The organism is Streptomyces sp. NPDC058198, from assembly GCF_042882605.1.
Taxonomy (GTDB): domain Bacteria; phylum Actinomycetota; class Actinomycetes; order Streptomycetales; family Streptomycetaceae; genus Streptomyces.
In genome coordinates this window covers 171,075-188,533 of sequence record NZ_JBHVVP010000001.1, presented here as the reverse complement: position 1 = coordinate 188,533, position 17,459 = coordinate 171,075, and the positions used below count along the sequence as shown (strand labels likewise).

General features: G+C 71.0%; 12 protein-coding genes. 3 read left to right on the top strand and 9 right to left on the bottom strand.

Annotated features, from left to right (window positions below):
* Positions 1-314 precede the first annotated feature (314 nt).
* The 6 genes from ACFVWW_RS00790 to ACFVWW_RS00765 all read right to left on the bottom strand — a co-directional run bounded on the left by ACFVWW_RS00790 (position 315) and on the right by ACFVWW_RS00765 (position 7,781).
* Positions 315-2,201 carry a DUF2264 domain-containing protein gene (locus ACFVWW_RS00790; RefSeq protein ID WP_386875069.1) on the bottom strand — a complete coding sequence of 629 codons (1,887 nt, stop codon included), beginning with the start codon at positions 2,199-2,201 and terminating at the stop codon, positions 315-317.
* Positions 2,198-3,226: a hydroxyacid dehydrogenase gene (locus ACFVWW_RS00785; protein WP_386875068.1), complete on the bottom strand. Its 1,029-nt coding sequence runs from the start codon at positions 3,224-3,226 to the stop codon at positions 2,198-2,200. The genes ACFVWW_RS00790 and ACFVWW_RS00785 overlap by 4 nt, the downstream gene beginning before the upstream one ends.
* A 36-nt stretch (positions 3,227-3,262) precedes the next feature.
* Positions 3,263-4,147, bottom strand: a complete 885-nt coding sequence (locus tag ACFVWW_RS00780) for a carbohydrate ABC transporter permease (RefSeq protein WP_384327474.1) — start codon at positions 4,145-4,147, stop codon at positions 3,263-3,265.
* Positions 4,144-5,121, bottom strand: coding sequence for a carbohydrate ABC transporter permease (locus ACFVWW_RS00775; RefSeq protein WP_384327471.1), 978 nt, complete (start codon positions 5,119-5,121; stop codon positions 4,144-4,146). Before ACFVWW_RS00775 ends, ACFVWW_RS00780 begins: the two co-directional genes overlap by 4 nt.
* Before the next feature lie 42 nt (positions 5,122-5,163).
* The gene (locus tag ACFVWW_RS00770) at positions 5,164-6,513 is read right to left on the bottom strand and encodes an ABC transporter substrate-binding protein (RefSeq protein ID WP_386875065.1); all 1,350 of its coding nucleotides are present in this window, start codon (positions 6,511-6,513) and stop codon (positions 5,164-5,166) included.
* A 101-nt stretch (positions 6,514-6,614) separates the two neighbouring features.
* The gene (locus ACFVWW_RS00765) at positions 6,615-7,781 is read right to left on the bottom strand and encodes a substrate-binding domain-containing protein (RefSeq protein ID WP_384327468.1); all 1,167 of its coding nucleotides are present in this window, start codon (positions 7,779-7,781) and stop codon (positions 6,615-6,617) included.
* Positions 7,782-8,070: 289 nt separating this feature from the next.
* On the opposite strand from ACFVWW_RS00765, the gene ACFVWW_RS00760 reads away from it, so the two are divergent.
* Positions 8,071-11,268, top strand: a complete 3,198-nt coding sequence (locus tag ACFVWW_RS00760) for an alpha-L-rhamnosidase (protein ID WP_386875063.1) — start codon at positions 8,071-8,073, stop codon at positions 11,266-11,268.
* Between the two features lie 148 nt (positions 11,269-11,416).
* The gene (locus ACFVWW_RS00755; RefSeq protein ID WP_386875061.1) at positions 11,417-14,743 is read left to right on the top strand and encodes a S8 family serine peptidase; all 3,327 of its coding nucleotides are present in this window, start codon (positions 11,417-11,419) and stop codon (positions 14,741-14,743) included.
* A 95-nt stretch (positions 14,744-14,838) separates the two neighbouring features.
* Here ACFVWW_RS00755 and ACFVWW_RS00750 read toward each other — a convergent pair whose 3' ends face one another.
* A complete protein-coding gene (locus tag ACFVWW_RS00750) occupies positions 14,839-15,009 on the bottom strand; it encodes a hydrophobic protein (protein ID WP_384189607.1) in 171 nt (56 codons plus the stop codon).
* Positions 15,010-15,233: 224 nt separating this feature from the next.
* On the opposite strand from ACFVWW_RS00750, the gene ACFVWW_RS00745 reads away from it, so the two are divergent.
* On the top strand, positions 15,234-15,413 hold the full coding sequence (locus ACFVWW_RS00745) for a CsbD family protein (protein WP_384189608.1): 180 nt from the start codon (positions 15,234-15,236) through the stop codon (positions 15,411-15,413).
* Positions 15,414-15,513: 100 nt separating this feature from the next.
* On the opposite strand, the gene ACFVWW_RS00740 is transcribed toward ACFVWW_RS00745, so the two are convergent.
* Positions 15,514-16,782 carry an ATP-binding protein gene (locus tag ACFVWW_RS00740; protein ID WP_384180223.1) on the bottom strand — a complete coding sequence of 423 codons (1,269 nt, stop codon included), beginning with the start codon at positions 16,780-16,782 and terminating at the stop codon, positions 15,514-15,516.
* 106 nt (positions 16,783-16,888) lie between these two features.
* Positions 16,889-17,422 carry a GNAT family N-acetyltransferase gene (locus ACFVWW_RS00735; RefSeq protein WP_384180225.1) on the bottom strand — a complete coding sequence of 178 codons (534 nt, stop codon included), beginning with the start codon at positions 17,420-17,422 and terminating at the stop codon, positions 16,889-16,891.
* Positions 17,423-17,459: the final 37 nt, after the last annotated feature.

Sequence of the window (17,459 nt, the reverse complement as noted above, 5' to 3'; positions counted from 1 at the left end):
CGGAGAACGCGGAGGGCGCTGACGAGGCGGACCGGCCCGATGACGGGCCCGGCGTTCCGGGGGTACCGGTGGTCAGCGACAGGAGCGGGCCGGGGGAGAACCCACCCGGCCGCGGCGACGCAGGAAGCTGTGGCCGCGAGGCGCGCACTCACCGTGGGGGCCGCTGTGGCGCGGCTCCGCTGCACGGCAGTTCGAGTACGTTCCCATGCCAGGCACCGTACCGCAGCCGAGGATTGCGGTCCGCCCCGCCCCGGGACGACAGGGCGCGCCGGAGCGGGGCGGGCGTGACGCGTGGTGCGTGCGATCCGAGGGAATCAGCCGTGGTCGACCGTCAGGGGCTCGAAGGCGATACGGGTGGCCGACCCGTCGTCCGCCCACCTCACCTCGACCGTGTCCCCGTCCACGCGCACCTCGCTCACCGCCCCGGACAGCGGCGTGGCACCGGGCTCGGCGGTGAGCGTGGCGAGGGCGGCGAAGACCGCCGTGCCCTCCACGTGCGCGGTCAGCCGGGGGACGACCGCCCAGCGGGTGAACGCCGTGCCCTGCGGCGCCCGCAGCTCGTCCGGGGTCTGCCAGCCGTGGAGCGCGTGCAGGGCGGACCGTACGGCTTCGTCCGGGCCGGTCGCCCAGCCCGTCTGCCGCACCCGCGCCCCGGGCGGGGCGCCGAGCACGCGGTGCACCCGCAGTTCGTACCGGCCCCGGACCACCGTGACACTCTCCACGCGCAGTCCCGGCACCATGGGAGCGCCCGACGCGAAGACCGGCCGGTGCCAGGAGGCGGCCCAGCCCCAGCCGTCACCGTGTCCGGCGCCCAGCGGGCGGATACGGCGACGGCCGCTGAGGTCCCCCGCGATCTCCACGGCCAGATGATTGTCCGCGACGTTCGCCGGCGCGGTGGGGCCGGTCCGGGTGGAGTAGGCCTCCCGGCCGTAGTGCGGGTCGTCCTGCGCGGCCGACTCGCCCTCGTGCGGGCGGACATGGTCACTGCCGTGATTGTGCAGCCGGACGATCCCGTCCGCTCGGGTGGACTGTACGAGCAGCCCCGGCGCAGGCAGGGCGAGCACCCGGTCGGGCCCCTCGCTGGGCGCGGGCTCCTCGGTGGCCGTCCACAGCGGATGCCCCTCGGGCGCGAGCAGCGCGACGAAGGCCTTGGATGCCCAGTAGGGCGAGGCGGGGCCCGAATAGTGCTGGAGCGTGGCGTCGTGCGGGCCGTGCCAGCCCAGGCTGAGCAGCCCGTCCGTGCCCGTCGCGCCACGGTCGAGGAAGTAGCGCAGCGATCCGTTCACCAGCCGCCGTGAGACGCCGGGTGTGAGCGGGGTGTGTCCGGTCACGGCGCCCAGCGCGACCGCCGCGCTCGCCGCGAACCGGTAGGTCAGCGAGCGGCCGAAGTGGATCGGTGCGCCGTCGGCGCCGAACAGCAGGGAGAAACTCTCCAGATGCTCGCGCAGCCGGGCGCCGTAGTGCGCGGACAGCTCCGCGTCGTCCGCCAGATGGGCGTGCAGGACGGGATAGAGGTGCAGGGCCCAGCCGTTGTAGTGGTCGAAGGCGCGGCCGTCGCCGTCGGCGTACCAGCCCTGGCCGCGGTACCAGCCCTCCAGCAGGTCGAGCCCTCGCTCCTGCGCGCGTGCCGTCTCCGCGTCGCCGCGGCCGACCGACTCCAGGAACCCGGCCACGGAGTAGGGGAACAGATACCAGTTGTTGGGCGCCGGGGTGTGCCGCAGCGAGCCGCGCAGCCACTCCTCGGCGCGGTCCCGCACCCCGGAGTCCAGCCGGTCCCACAGCCACCTCCTGGTCAGCCGCAGTCCGATGGCGACGGACGCGGACTCGACCATGGGCTGGCCCTGCACGTGGTGGTCGAGGATCAGCGGCCAGGACTCGGCGTCGTCCCGTCCCGGCGTCCTGGTGCCGGCCGCGAGTCCGTCCGCGTACCGGTCGAGCCAGCCGTGCGGATCCTCGCCGTCCGCGCCCGCCACCCGGAAGGCGGCGGCGAGGAACGTACGGGCGTAGCCCTCCAGGCCGTCCGAGCGCACCCCCGAGCGGGAGGGCCGTCCCGGCAGGTCGAGCAGGGCGCGGCCCGGGGTGGCCCACTGCCAGGCGGCGTGCAGCAGGCCGTCGGCGGCGGCCTCCCAGTGCGCCCGGGTGTAACCGGTGCGCGGGCTCAGCGCGCGGTCCTCGGCGGGGAGTTCGAGTGGTGACGTCATGCGAGGAATGCCAGCCTTTCGCGTCGTACGGGGTGAGCGAAGCCGTCGCCCGCGGCCCAGCGGGCGACTTCGCCGACCGCCAGGTCGGCCAGCCGTCGCAGCTCATTGCCCTGCGAGCCGGCGAGATGCGGGGTGATCGTTACGTTCTCGCACTCCCACAGCGGATGTCCCGGCGGCAGCGCGTCGGGATCCGTGACATCGAGGACCGCCCGGATCCGGTCCTCGCGGAGCACGCCGGTGAGGGCGTCCTGGTCGACGACGGCGCCGCGCGCGGTGTTGATGAGCACGCTGTCCCGGCGCATCGAGCAGAGCAGTTCGCGGCTGACGAGCCCACGGGTGGCGGGCAGCAGCGGGGTGTGGACGCTCACCACGTCGCTGCGCGCGAACAGTTCGCCGAGGGCGGCCGGGCGGACGCCGAGCGCGGCCGCCTCCTCGTCGCAGACGTACGGATCGTGCAGCAGCACCCGCAGGTCGTACGGGCGCAGCAGCTCGATGACCCGCCGGCCGATCAGCGAGGCGGACAGAATGCCCACGGTGCGGCCGTAGTTGCCCAGCTCGGTGGGGGCGCGCAGCCACTCCTCACGGCGGCGTGTGGCGCGGTAGTCGCGAGCCCGTTCCAGGACCCGCTTTCCGGAGAGCAGGATCATCGCGACGGTGTACTCCGCCACCGGCAGGGCGTTGGCGGCGGCGGCCGAGGACACCTCGATGCCGCGTTCCCAGCAGGCGTCGGTGATATGGCCGCGGACCGATCCCGCGGTGTGGACGACGGCGCGCAGCCGGGGCGCCGAGTCCAGGACGGCCGTGTCGAGGGGCGGGCAGCCCCAGCCGGTCACGAGGAGTTCCACGTCCGCCAGCGCGGCGCGGGCCCGGTCGGTGGTGAGGTCGTCGAGGACGGGCGGCGGCACGAGGTCGCACACCGCGCCGAGGGCGGTCAGGGCCTCGGGGCCGAGGACGGCGGCGGCCGCATCCGGTTTCATGGCCAGGGCGGCGCGCGGACGGAAGCGTTCGGTCGGTGCGGTGGGCATCCTTCTCCTGGTACGTGGGGACGGGCCGGCGGCCCGCTACTTGACGGCGCCCGCGGTGAGGCCGGACCGCCAGAAGCGCTGGAGCAGCGCGAAGGCGAGGATCAGCGGCAGGATCGCGAGCAGCGAACCCATGATCACCACGGGGTAGTACTCGGGAGAGACGGTGGCGGAGCTGTTCCAGGTGTAGAGACCGAGGCTCACCGGATACAGGTCCTGGTCGGAGAGCATCACCATGGGCAGGAAGAAGTTGTTCCAGATCGTGGTGAGCTGGAAGAGGAAGACCGTGACCAGCCCGGGACCGAGCATCCGCAGGGAGACCCGCACATAGGTGGTCAGTTCACCGGCGCCGTCCACGCGCGCCGCTTCGAGCACCTCGTCGGGCACGTATCCCTGGCTGAAGATCCGCCCCAGATAGACGCCGAAGGGGTTGAAGAGCACGGGGATGAAGACCGACCAGAAGGTGTTCACCAGGCCCGTGCCCGACGCCATCAGATAGAGGGGCAGCGCGAGGACGGTCTGCGGCACCATCACGGCCGCGAGGACCAGGCCGAACAGCTTCTCCTTGTGGCGGAAGCGGTACTTGTCGAAGGCGTAGCCGCAGGCGATGGAGACCAGGGAACCGATCGCGGCGCCGACGACCGCGTACAGCAGACTGTTGCCGTACCACCGTCCGTACAGTCCGCCGTCCATCGCGAACAGGTCCTTGAGATTCTGCACGAAGGACATGTTGCCCAGCGACAGCAGATCGCTGCTGAACAGGGCGTCCCGGTCCTTGGTGGCGGCCAGCACCAGCCAGAGCACCGGCAGCAGGGTGTAGAGGACGGAGATGCACACGACGAGGTTGACGACGGGGCGGCCGAGCAGACGCGGGCGCGGCGGGACGCCTGCGCGTCGGGCGCCGGTGCTGCTGATCGCGCTCATCGGACGGCCTCCTCGGGGGCGTTGGCGCGGTTGGTCCAGCGGGTGACGCCGTAGGAGAGGGCGATCGTGCAGACCAGCAGCACGACCGAGGCGGCCGCGGCCAGACCGTAGTTGTTACGGGTGAAGGCCGCGTCGTAGATGTACATGCTGGGCGAGAAACGCGAGCTGATCATCGGTGTGGACTGGCCGATCAGCATGGGCTCGGTGAAGAGCTGGAGCGAGAAGATGAGGGTGAACATCGCGACCATGACGATCGATGGACGCACCAGCGGCGTCTTGACCTGCAGGGCGGTACGGACCGGACCGGCGCCGTCGACGACCGACGCCTCGATGACCTCGCGCGGCACGGCCTGCAGCGCGGCGTAGAACACGACCATGTTGTAGCCGAGGTTGCTCCACAGCGCGATGTTCACGAGGGACGGCAGCACGGTGTGCACGCCGAGGAAGTCGATGGTGATGTCGGCCCTGCCGAACAGATCGATCACCGGACTGATGCCGGGCGTGTACAGATACAGCCAGATGAGGGCGGCGATGATGCCGGGCACGGCGTGCGGCAGGAACAGGGCGAGCTGGGCCCACGACCGCAGGCGCACCACACCGGAGTCGAGCAGCAGCGCCAGCGCGAGGGCGCCGATCACCATCAGCGGTATGTAGACCACGCAGTACAGGACGACGGTGCCGAGCCCGGCGAGGAAGGTCGGGTCGGTCAGGACGGCGGTGTAGCTGCGCAGTCCGGCGAAGACCGTGCGCTCCGGGCCGAAGCCGAGGCCCGGCTGGTCGTCGCTGAAGAAGCTCAGCCACACGGTGGTCGCGACGGGGATCAGGAAGACCGTCACCAGGAGTACGAAGAAGGGGGTCATCAGGACGCCGCACGCGCCGAGTTCACGGCGCCGGGCGGACCTGCGGCCGCCGCGCGCGGGCGCGGCGGTGGCGTCGGCGGTCGGGCGCACGGGGGTGGCGAGGGAATTGCTCATGGGGTGTCACCTGCCTCTCTGCTGCGGGGGTGGGGGCGCGGATCAGCTGCTGCGTTCGGTGGTGGTGAGGCCCAGCGCCCTGAGGTCCGGCATGGTGCCGTTCTGGGCCGCGCGCACCGCCTCGATCAGCGAACCCTGGCCCCCGCTCGCCCGCGCGAAACCGTCCTGCATGACCTCCCCGGTGGCCGTCATCCGCGGTCCCCAGAGCCAGCCGTCCCGTACCTTGTGCGCCTCCTCCTCGAAGAGGCGGTAGATGTCCTGGCCGCCGTAGTAGGTGCGGTCGAAGGCTTGGCGGCCGACGGCGACGAGGCCGGGCGCGGCCGGATACTGGCTGCTGGTGCCGCTCGCGAGCCGGGCGCGCAGCGCGTCGGGGTGCGAGACCTGCCACTCGATGAACTCCATGGCGGCCTCCGGCCGCGTGCTGTCCTTGGTGACCGCGAAGGTGGAGCCGCCGTGGGTGCCGACGACCGGCCTGTCCGGATCCCACTGGGGGAGTGGCGCGATGGCCCAGGCGCCCTTCTGCCCGGGCCGCGCGTTCATCTGCGCCCCGGCGTCCCAGGCGCCGCTGAGCCGGGTGAGGACCTGGCCGTTGCCGATCTGCGCGTCGCCCTGCCGGCTGTCCACCGGGTTCAAGAAGACCAGGTCCTGGTCGATCAGCCGCTGCCAGTACGCCGCGACGCGCCGGCTCGGCGCGTCGGCGAGCGAGACGTTCCAGGCGCCGTCGGCGGTGTCGAACCACTGGGCGCCGGCCTGCCAGGCGAACGCGGCGAATTGCGGGGCGCCGTCCGTGGGGAAGAGCGCGATGCGCCGATCGGGGGCCTTGCGGCGCACCGTCCTGGCCACGTCCTCGAACTCCTCCCAGGTGCGGGGTACGCCGAGTCCGTACTGCTCGAAGAGGTCGGTGCGGTAGTGCATCACCATCGGTTCGATGTCCAGCGGCACGCTGAAGGCGCGCTTCTCGAAGGTGGTCAGGCCGAGCGCCTGCGGCAGCAGCTTGGCGCGCAGTCCGTCACTGATCAGCCCGGTGATGTCACGGGCGACGCCGTCGATGGCGAAGCCGGGGAGCTGGGGATATTCGATGGTGGCGACGTCCGGGGCGTTGCCCGCACGGGCGGCGTTGCTGAGCTTCGCGTAACCGCCCTGGCCGCCGGCGGGGATCTGCTGGAATTCGACCTGGACCCGGTCGTGGGTGCGATTGAACGCGTCCACCACCTCCTGGCTGCCCCGCAGGGCGGACCAGAAGGTGATGTGCGTGGTGGTCCTGCTGGTGGTGGTGTTCGTGCTGCGCGATCGTGAGTCCCCGCCGCCACCGGTGCAGGCGCTCAGCGCACCTGTCAGGGGCAGCGCGGCGATCGTGGCGAGCACGGATCGACGGCTTTGTCGACCAGGCATGGGCGCCTCCCGCGGCTCCGGTTCGAGACACGGGGAATCCTGATCGGCTGATCGGAACTGGTCAATAGATCGCTCAGAAGAAAATGAAAGCGGTCAAACGCTCAGTCTTCTGCGGGGGTTGGCCGGGGGATGGACCGGGCAGCCGGCTTCTGCGCGGAGCCGCGTACCTTCAGCGTCGGCAGCAACTCGATCCTGCGCACCGGACCGGCGGCGCCGAGCGGCCGGGCCAGCCGGTACAGGAGCAGTTCGGCCGCCGCCCGCCCGATCTCCGCCTTCGGCGGGGCCACCGCGGTCAGCGGGGTGCCGCCCAGGGCCGCGACCACATCGTCGTACGCCACCACCGAGCAGTCCCTGGGCACCCGCACCCCTTGCTCCGCGAGCCGCTGCACCAGCATCAGCGCGTCCACGTCGCCGTGCAGCACGGCGGCCGTGGCCCCGCGTTCCCGCAGGAGCGCGGCGAGATCGAGGGGGGTACGGTCGTGCGGGACAGCGGCCAGGTCGGGTCCTGGCGGCCCGGGCACCGCGTCCGGCGAGCTGAGGACCACCGACCAGTCCTCCACCTCGGGCCGGGCGGCGGCGATCTCGGCGAAGGCCGCGCGGATACGGCGCGCCGTGGGGCTGTCGTCGCGAGCGGCCAGCACGATCCGCCGGTGGCCGAGCGCCACCAGATGATCGACGGCGAGATACGTCCCGTACCAGTGATCGGAACACACCGAGTCCAGGGCGTGCAGCGCACTGCCGGGCCGGGGCCGCCGCTCCATCAGGACGGTCGGCACGTCCACCTCCGCCAGCCAGCCGTAGTCCGCCTCCTCCGAGACCGCGCTGCGCCACCTCGGGGCGATCAGCAGCCCCCGCGCTCCGGCCGCCAATGCCCCCTCCACCAGGGGCCGTTCCGCGCCGGCCGCCTGCGAGGCGATATGCAGCGCGATCCGCATCCCGGACTCCTCCAGCGCCGTCCGTGCGCCGTGCAGCGTCTCGTAGAGGTACGAGTGCCGCTCCGGCACCACCAGGGCGACCGCGCCGCCGTCCGCGGCCGGCTCCCCGGACCGCGCCGCCGGGACGGCCGCCACCTCCTCGACCGGCCCCGCCGGACGGGCCACGCCGTGTCCGCGCCGCAGCCTGCCGGCCCTGGCCAGCTCCTCGACGTCCCGCCGGACCGTGACCACCGAGACCTCCAGCTCGGCGGCGAGCACGCTCACCTTGACCGCACCGCGCGACCGCACGACCGCCAGGATCCGCTGACGCCTGAGTTCGACCGGCTCCCGCATGGTGTCTGATCCCCTCGCTGTACCGCTGCGCATTGTTCGTTTGACTGCTTCATGTGACCGCTCGGTCGCAGCATAGCGATCGGCCGTCGCCCGTGGGGGCAATCGGTGATGAAAGGTTTCAATCGACCTCCTGGAACGCGGAAGCGGCGTCAACTGCACCGTCGGCGAACCGCACTTGGCAATCTTCTGGCCAAAGGAAGACCGCTGCAGAACTCTTGACGCGGCACACGGGCCTCCCTAGTTTCACGTGAGTGAAACGATTCACTGTCGAGTCGCATCGGAGCCGAGTGTGATCAGCAGAAGACGACTGCTCAGCACCACCGCCACCGCCCTGGGGACGGCCGTCGCCGCCGGAGCCGCTCCGGCCGCGCTGGCGGCGCAGGGGCGGCCGGCCGCCCCGAAGGCCGTGCGTATCGGCCGGCCCGCCGTCGAGTACGTCGAGCATCCGCTCGGTCTCGACGTGCCGCGTCCCCGGCTGAGCTGGCCCCTCGTGTCCGAGGAGACCGGACAGGCGCAGAGCGCCTACCACGTGCGCGTCGCCACGGCCCCCGAGCGCCTCGCCGAGCCCGATGTCTGGGACAGCGGAAAGATCACGTCAGGGGAGTCGGCCCTCGTCCCGTACGCGGGCCCGGCGCTCCTGCCCCGTACGCGCTACTACTGGTCGGTGCGCGTCTGGGACACCGAAGGCGCGGTCTCGGAGTGGAGCGCGCCGTCCTGGTGGGAGACTGGACTCGGCGGCGGCTCGGAGTGGTCGGCGCGCTGGATCGGGGCGCCCGCCGCGCTCGTCGGCGCCCCCGCGCTGGACGGCGCTTCGTGGATATGGTTCCCCGAGGGCGACCCTGCCTCGAGCGCCCCGGCGGCGACCCGCTGGTTCCGCGGCCGCGTCGACATCCCGGCCGGCGTCACCCGCGCGCGCCTGGTCATGACGGCCGACGACGGCTACACCGCGTATCTGAACGGCGATCAGGTCGCGCACGCCGACGCGGACGGCCCCGCCGAGAACTGGAAGCGCCCCGCCCTCACCGACGTGACCAGTCGGCTGCGACCAGGCGCCAACGTGATCGCCGTCTCCGCCACCAACGCCACGGCCGGGCCCGCCGGGTTGCTGGGCGTGCTGGAGCTCACGACCGCCGACGGCGTGCGGACCGTCGCCACCGACGGCACCTGGAAGGCCGCCGACCAGGAGCCCTCCGGGGACTGGCGGTCCGCCGGCTACGACGACGGCTCATGGCCCGCGGCCACGTCCCTGGCCCGGTGGGGCTCGGGGCCCTGGGGCGAGGTACGGCCCTCGTACTCACCCGCCGCGCAGCTGAGGCACGAATTCCGGCTCGGGAACAAGCCCGTCGCGAGGGCGCGTCTGTACTCCACGGCGCTCGGCCTGTACGAGGCGTACCTCAACGGCGAGCGCGTCGGCGAGGACCGGCTCGCGCCCGGCTGGACCGACTACCACAAGCGGGTTCAGTACCAGACGTACGACGTGACCGGCCTGGTCGGCTCCGGTGCCAACGCGCTCGGGGTCACGCTGGCGGCCGGCTGGTACGCCGGGAACATCGCCTGGTTCGGCCCGCACCAGTACGGCGAACGGCCCGCGCTGCTCGCTCAGTTGGAGGTCACGTACGCCGACGGCTCCACCGAGCGGGTGCTCTCGGGCACCGACTGGCGCGCCGCCACAGGACCGGTCACCAGCGCTGATCTGGTGATGGGGGAGGACTACGACGCCCGGCTGGAGACCGACGGCTGGACCCGCGCCGGGTTCGACGCGAGCGGATGGAGCGCCGCCGAACCCGTCGACGGAGTCACCGCCGCGCTGGTGTCCGAGGTCGACGGCCCCTCGCGGGTGGAGCGTGACCTCCCCGCCCTGACGGTGGCCGAGCCCACGCCCGGCGTCTTCGTCTTCGACCTCGGCCAGAACATGGTCGGCTCGGTCCGCCTGACCGTCTCCGGCGCCGCGGGAACCACCGTGCGGCTGCGCCACGCCGAGGTCCTCAACCCCGACGGCACGATCTACACCACCAATCTGCGCACCGCCCGCGCCACCGACACGTACACCCTCAAGGGCCGCGGCACGGAGACGTACGAACCGCGCTTCACCTTCCACGGCTTCCGCTACGTCGAGGTGACGGGCTACCCCGGCCGGCCGCCGCTCAGCGCCGTCGTGGGACGCGTCATCCACACCTCCGCGCCCTTCACCATGGACTTCCGGACGAATGTCCCGATGCTCAACCAGCTGCACAGCAACATCGTCTGGGGCCAGCGAGGCAACTTCCTGACCGTTCCCACCGACACCCCCGCGCGCGACGAGCGGCTCGGCTGGACCGGCGACATCAATGTCTTCGCGCCCACCGCCGCCTACACCATGGAGTCGGCCCGCTTCCTCACCAAGTGGCTGTGGGACCTGCGCGACGACCAGGCGGACGATGGCGCCTTCACCGATGTGGCGCCACTTGTCGGCGGGGTCGGCAAGGGCGTGGCGGGCTGGGGGGACGCCGGAGTCACCGTGCCCTGGGCGCTGTACCAGGCGTACGGAGACGTGCGGGTGCTGGAGCAGTCCTGGTCCGCGATGCTGAAGTGGCTCGACTACCTGGAGGGGCACAGCAGCGGCTTCCTGCGCCCCGCCGAGGGCTACGGTGACTGGCTCAACATCCAGGACGAGACCCCCAAGGACGTCATCGGCACCGCCTACTTCGCGCACAGCGCCGACCTGGTCGCGCGGGCCGCCGAGGCGCTGGGCAAGGACCCCGAGCCGTACAGGACGCTGTTCCGCGCGGTCCGCGACGCCTTCCGCGCGGCCTACGTCTTTGCCGGGGGCCGGGTGAAGGGCGACACCCAGACCGCGTACGTACTGGCCCTCTCCATGGACCTGCTGGCCGAGAGCGACCGCAAGCCCGCCGCGGACCGTCTGGTCGAGCTCGTCAGGACCAAGGACTGGCATCTGTCGACGGGCTTCCTCGGCACCCCGCGGCTGCTTCCCGTGCTCACCGCCGCCGGCCACACCGATGTCGCCTACCGGCTGCTGCTTCAGCGGACCTTCCCCAGCTGGGGTTACCAGATCGACCGGGGCGCCACCACGATGTGGGAGCGCTGGGACTCCATCAAACCGGACGGCAGCTTCCAGGACGCCGGTATGAACTCCTTCAACCACTACGCGTACGGCTCGGTGGGGGAGTGGATGTACGCGAACATCGCCGGCATCGCGCCCGGTGGCCCCGGCTTCCGGAAGATCATCGTCCGGCCGCGCCCCGGCGGCGGCGTGACGGAGGCGGAGGGGCGCTTCGACTCGGTCTACGGACCGGTCACCACGCGCTGGAAGGCAGGCTCCGACGGCTTCCAGCTGGACGTTTCCCTGCCCGCCAACACCACCGCGGAGGTGTGGATCCCCGCCGGTGACGCGGTGGACGTCGGCCACGGCAGGGCGCGGTTCCTGCGGAGGGAGGACGGCTGCGCCGTCTTCGCCGCCGGCTCCGGGAGGCACCACTTCTCCAGCTGACCGACCGGAACTCTTCAGCTACGGAATCAAGTTGACGGTGTGTCGGCTCGGCCCTCGACAAGCGCACGGGACATACTGAGTATGTGCATACTCGGTATGCAGTGCCTCGGGGGTTCGACCAACCATGACTTCATCCGTTGGGGGAGAGTTGCTCAGAAACAGACACAAGGCGGGCGCGGCCATGGTGGCCGCGCTGCTCACCGCGGGACTCGTGACAGGAGCCGCCTCCGGGACGGGCGGGGGAGAGATACCCGCCCCGGAGGCGCGGCAGGCGCAGGGCGGCTCGTCCGTGGTCACCCTGATCACCGGAGACCGCGCCTTCGTGGACGCTCAGGGACGGATCACGCGGGTGCAGCCCGCGAAAGGCCGTGAGGGCATCCGAATAGCCGTCAACCGGGTCGCGGGCGACACGTACGCACTGCCGTCCGACGCGTCCCGGCTGGTGGCCCAGGGCCGGGTGGACCGGCGGCTGTTCAATGTCACGGGCCTGATCGAGGCCCAGTACGACGACGCGCACCGGGAGACCCTCCCGCTGATCGTGTCGTACACGAAGGAGAAGGCGCGGGCGAAGCCGGCCATCTCGGCGGCGGACGTCTCGGTACGCCGGAGCCTGCCCGCGGTCGGCGGCGAAGCCGTGACCGCGCCGAAGACGGGTTCGCCCGAGGTGTGGGAGGCGCTCACCGCTCCCGGTGGGCAGCAGCGTGCGGCGCGTACGGTGGCGCCCGGCATCGAGCGCGTCTGGCTGGACGGCAAGCGCCGGGCCAGTCTGGACAAGAGCGTTCCGCAGATCGGCGCGCCGGCGGCCTGGAAGGCCGGGTACGACGGCAAGGACGTGAAGATCGCCGTCCTCGACACCGGGGTGGACGAGACCCACCCCGACCTCAAGGACGCCGAGGTGGCGCAGCAGGACTTCTCCGGCGCGGGCAATGTCGTCGACCACTTCGGCCACGGCACCCATGTCGCGTCGATCGCGGCGGGATCCGGTGCCACGTCCGGCGGAGCGTACAAGGGCGTCGCGCCCGGTGCGAAGATCCTTGACGGCAAGGTGCTCGACGACTCCGGTTCCGGTGCGGAGTCGGGCATCATCGCGGGGATGCAGTGGGCCGCCGATCAGGGCGCGAAGGTGGCCAACCTCAGCCTCGGCGGTACGGACTCCGTGGAGGTGGATCCGCTGGAGGCCGCCGTCGACCAGCTGTCCGCCGACCGAGGCATCCTGTTCGTCATCGCGGCGGGCAACGAAGGCCCCGGAGCCGGCACCGTGGGCTCGCCGGGCAGCGCGGCGGCCGCCCTCACCGTCGGCGCGGTCGACCGAGAGGACAGGATCGCCGACTTCTCCAGCGCGGGTCCGACAGCCGACGGCACGCTGAAGCCGGACATCACCGCGCCCGGCGTGGACATCGTCGCGGCGAAGGCGGCCCAGGGGCAGATCGGTGACCCGGCGGCCGACGGATATGTGGCGATGTCGGGCACCTCGATGGCGACCCCGCATGTGGCGGGCGCCGCGGCGATCCTCGCCCAGGAACACCCGGACTGGACCGGCGAGCGGATCAAGCAGACGCTGACCGCCTCCGCCGCGCCGGGACCGGGGCTGACCGCCTATCAGCAGGGCACCGGCCGTACCGATCTGGCCAGGGCGATCACCCAGACGGTGGTGAGCGAGCAGACCTCGGTGGGCTTTGGTCAGCAGGAGTGGCCGCACACCGACGACACGCCGGTGACCAAGAAGATCACCTACCGCAACAGCGGCAAGGAGCCGGTCACCCTCGACCTGGCGCTGGAGACCCTCGGTCCCGACGGGCAGCCGGCCCCGGCCGGCTTCTTCACGGCCGGCGCCGAGCAGGTCACCGTGGCCGCGGGCGGCACCGCGAGCGTCGATCTCACCGCGGACACCCGGATCGGCGGCCTGGACGGCGTGTACTCCGGTGCGATCACCGCCAGGACGGCCGGCGGCGAGAGCGTCCGTACGTCGTTCGGCGCCGTCCGCGAGGTGGAGTCGTACGACCTCACGCTGAAGTTCCTCGACACCCGGGGCAAGCCCGCCCAGGCCGAGACCACCGTCTACGGCCACTCCGGCGACTTCTGGGAGAACCCGTACGACACCGACGGCGACGGCGTCGCCACGATCCGGGTGCCCAAGGGTTCGTATCTGATCGACGCTCCGGTACAGACCCCCAAGGGCGGCGACGCCTTCCCGGACATCGCCCTGATGGTGCAGCCGAAGATCTCGGTCACCAAGGACGCCACGATCACCTTCGACGCCCGTAATGCGAAGCCGGTCAGCATCACCGCACCCGAATCGGCGAAGCCGGCCGGGACGTACCTGAACTACTCGCTCGAGTCGGCGGACGGCGGCTTCGGCAGCACCTGGTTCCTGGACTCGTTCAAGGGCTTCAGGACCGCACAGGTCGGCGCGGCGCTGCCCGCCAAGCAGTTCAGCACCCAGACGGGCGGCAACTGGCAGAAGGGCAGTACCAACTACAACCTCCTGTACAACCGCACCGGGTCGCTCCACACCGGCTTCAGCCATACGGCCACCAGGAGTGAACTGGCGCTGGTGAACCTGAAGATCGGCGCCTCGGCCAAGGGCCGCGAGGGCATCGTCAACGCGTTCTGGAGCGCGCCGATGTTCGGGGTCGGCACGATCACCGAGCCGTTCGCCCTGCCCGCCACGGCGAAGACGTACGTCACCGCTCCCAAGGGCTTCCTGTGGGAGTTCCACGTCGGTCAGGAGAGCTCGTCGGACGACGGTGGAGGGGTCTTCCTCCAGTCCGATCCGCCCGCGGTGTACGCGGCGAAGAAGACCTACGAGAAGACGTACAACGTCGGGGTGTTCTCTCCGAAGGTGGACAAGAACTACACCGCCCGGCGGTACGGCAACGAGCTGGAGGTCTGCATCCCCGAGTTCACCGACGGGGCCGGGCACTTCGGCAGCTCCGACGTGACCGGGCAGCGGACGGTGATCTCCGTCGGCGGCACGAAGGTCCTCGACGAGGAGGGCGGGCTCTGCCAGTTCGTCACCGGGCTGCCGGCCACCTCGGCCGCCTTCCGGATCAGCACGGACGCGTCCCGCTCCACCACGGTGGCGGGCGTCAGCACCCGGATCGCCGCGGCCTGGGCGTTCACCTCGAAGAAGCCCGCCGACGACACGGTCGGGACGCTCCCGCTGTCCACCGTCCGCTTCGCCCCGAAGCTCGATCTGACCAGCGCCGCGGCGGCCGGCAAGAAATTCAGGGTTCCGCTGTCCCTCCAGGGCCCGGCCGCGGGCAAGGGATTCGCGTCGCTCTCCGTCCGGGTCTCCTACGACGGCGGCGTCACCTGGACCAAGGTTCCGGTCGCCACCGCCAAGGACGGCAGGAAGAGCCTGTCCCTGAGCCACCCGAAGAAGGCCACGTCGGTCTCCTTCAAGGCCAAGCTCACGGACAAGGACGGTAATACGTACGACACGACCATCGTGAAGGCGTACCGGCTGAAGTAATTCCCGGCAGCACGACGGGGAATACCCCGTGAAAAGGCGGGTGGGACCGGACCAGCTCCGGTCCCACCCGCCTCAATACCGGTCGAGCGCGGCGCTTACCAGCGGTACCAGCGGCCACGCTTGCCACCACTTGCCGCAGGGCGGACAACGAAGCCCAGCAGCCACACGACCAGAATGATGATCGCGATCCACCACAGCGCCTTGAGTGCGAAGCCCGCACCGAAAAGGATCAGGGCGAGCAGAAGAACGAGAAGCAGGGGAACCATAGTTATCAACCTCCGAACCGTCGTCTGCCCGCAGGTTGTCCGGCTATGCGGGCACTTTTATGTGTTTCTCGACCTGTTCCCGGGGCATACGGGCTCGCCTATCTACCGAACGGGTGCGAAACTTCAATAGGAGTGAGACCGCCGACGGTGAATGTTTGGCCGTCGCGTTCCGGGTGAGACGCATAATCGCCCACTGATTTTCCAGCTGTCAGGACGTGATCCATATGACTGACCAGAAGAACGAAAAGGCCAAGGCGAAGGTCGAGCAGGCCAAGGGCAAGGTCGAAGAGACCGCCGGCCGCGCCGTGGGCAATGAGCGGATGACGGCCAAGGGCCGCGCCGAACAGAGCAAGGGCGATGTGCGTCAGGCGAAGGAGAAGGCCAAGGACGCCTTCAAGCACTGACCGTACGATCCGCGTCGGGCCCGGCAGACCTCGGTCTGCCGGGCCCGACGCGGTGCGCCCGCCCCGTCCCAGAAAAAGGTCGGTCGCATTCTTCCGGGCCTCAGGTGCGGCCGTAGCGGATGGTGTGGTCGGCGAATTCCAGTGCCATGTCGTCGCTGACCGTGGGGCGGGTACGCCGGATGGTCCTGAGGTAGTCCTCGGTGGTGGGATGGGCCCGCTTCCCGCTGTCGAGGCTGCGCTCGAAGATGGCCTGGGCGACCGTGCGGGCGGCCTGCTTGATGTCGGCGGGGGTGAATCCGTCGCTGACGTCGGCGAGGACCCCGGTGTCGGCCTCGGCCTGGGCCTTGGCGATGTAGCTGGCCCACAGGGCCTTACGGGCCTCGTGGTCGGGCGGCCCGACGGGCAGGACATAGTCGAAGCGGCCGTGGCGCAGGAACGCCGGGTCGAGGGCGGCGACGGTGTTGGTGGCACAGATGAGGAGCCTGCCGTCGCGGTCGCGGAACCGCACGATGGATTTGAGGAGCTCGTTGACCACGCTGACAGAGGCGGGATCGGCCAGATTGCGGGTGCCGGCGACCTCTTCGACCTCATCGATGAAGACCAGTGCGTGGTCGAGCTGTGCGATCTCCTCGAAGCGGCGGCTGAGTCCGTTCGCCAGCCCGTCCTCCAGCGTGAGCCGGGACGGGAAGAGCTCCACGAACGGCCAGCCGAGCCGGCTGGCCACTGCCTTGGCGAAGGTGCTCTTACCGGTCCCCGGGGGGCCGAAGAGCACCACGGCCTGGGGCGGCTCGACACCGTGCTGGTCCGCGAGCTCGGGATTGGCCAGCGGCAGCACCAGGCGCCGTTCGATGAGCTGCTTCTCGTCGGCCATCCCGGTCAGCTTCTCCCAGAGCCCGGCCGCGGGCACCATCGCCCCCAGCGAGGACAGCACCGCGGAGTCCTGGGCGGTCACGGACTGTGCCTTCTCGTAGTACGTGAGTCCCCGGTGCGGGCGGAACCCCGAGTTGCCGAGCGCGGAGGCGCCCGTCTCCTCCTCCGGCAGCACCGCCGCCACGGCCTTGGCCCCGGCGCCCCGCAGACGGTGCTCCAGGGCGGAGAGCAGTGTGGTGCCCAGGCCCAGGTTCCGCCAGGCCGGGTGCAGCGCGATCCGCAGCACCCAGGCACGGTCGCCGTCCACCCGGCCCACCGCCGCGCCCACCAGATGACCGTCGGCCACCGCGACGACGCTGGGATGCTGCGCCTGCAGCGCGGCGACGACCTCCGAGAGCCGGAAGACGGCAGGCTCGTCGGTGGTGGCGCTCTCACCGTCGAGCCGCACCACCGCTTCGAGATCGTCCGGGATGAAGTCCCGCACGTGCCACACGGCCATGACCCCGCCCTCACACATCGCGTTCCGGGGCTTCCATCATCGGCCAGGTCCCGCCGGGCCGCCTGTTCTGACCAGGTCTGCCGGGGTGCGGGTGCGGCGGCGTGGGCTATGCGTCGAACTCGGTGAGGTCGATCGTGTACACCTGGAGCGGGTAGCCGTGGACCGGATGCGTCGTGGCGTGTCCGGGGACCATGCCCAGCTTGTGCGCGATGTTCTCGGAGGCCTCGTCGCCCGGCCGGATGATGCTGACGACGCGGTCGAGACCACGGTCCTGGAGGGCGAACTCCAATGCGGCGTGAGCGGCTTCCGACGCGTAACCCTGGCCCCAGAAGGACTGGCCGAGCCGCCAGCTGATCTCCACGGCGGGCAGTGTCTCCGGCAGGTACTCGGGCACGGAAAGGCCCGTGAAGCCCGCCAGCTCGCCCGAGGCCAGAAGTTCGACGGCGAAGAGGCCGAAGCCTTCCTCGTCCCACTCCTCCTCCCACCCCTCGAGGGCCTCCTCGGTGCGGTGCAGGTCGAGGACCGAGCCGTCGCCGATCCAGTGCATGACCCGGGGGTCGGCGTTGATCTCCGCCATGGGGGCGAGGTCGTGGTCGTGCCAGCGACGAAGGGTGAGGCGGGGAGTGTGGATCTCGGTCATGACGCCCATCCTGCCGAAGCGAGGGCAGCATGGGTAA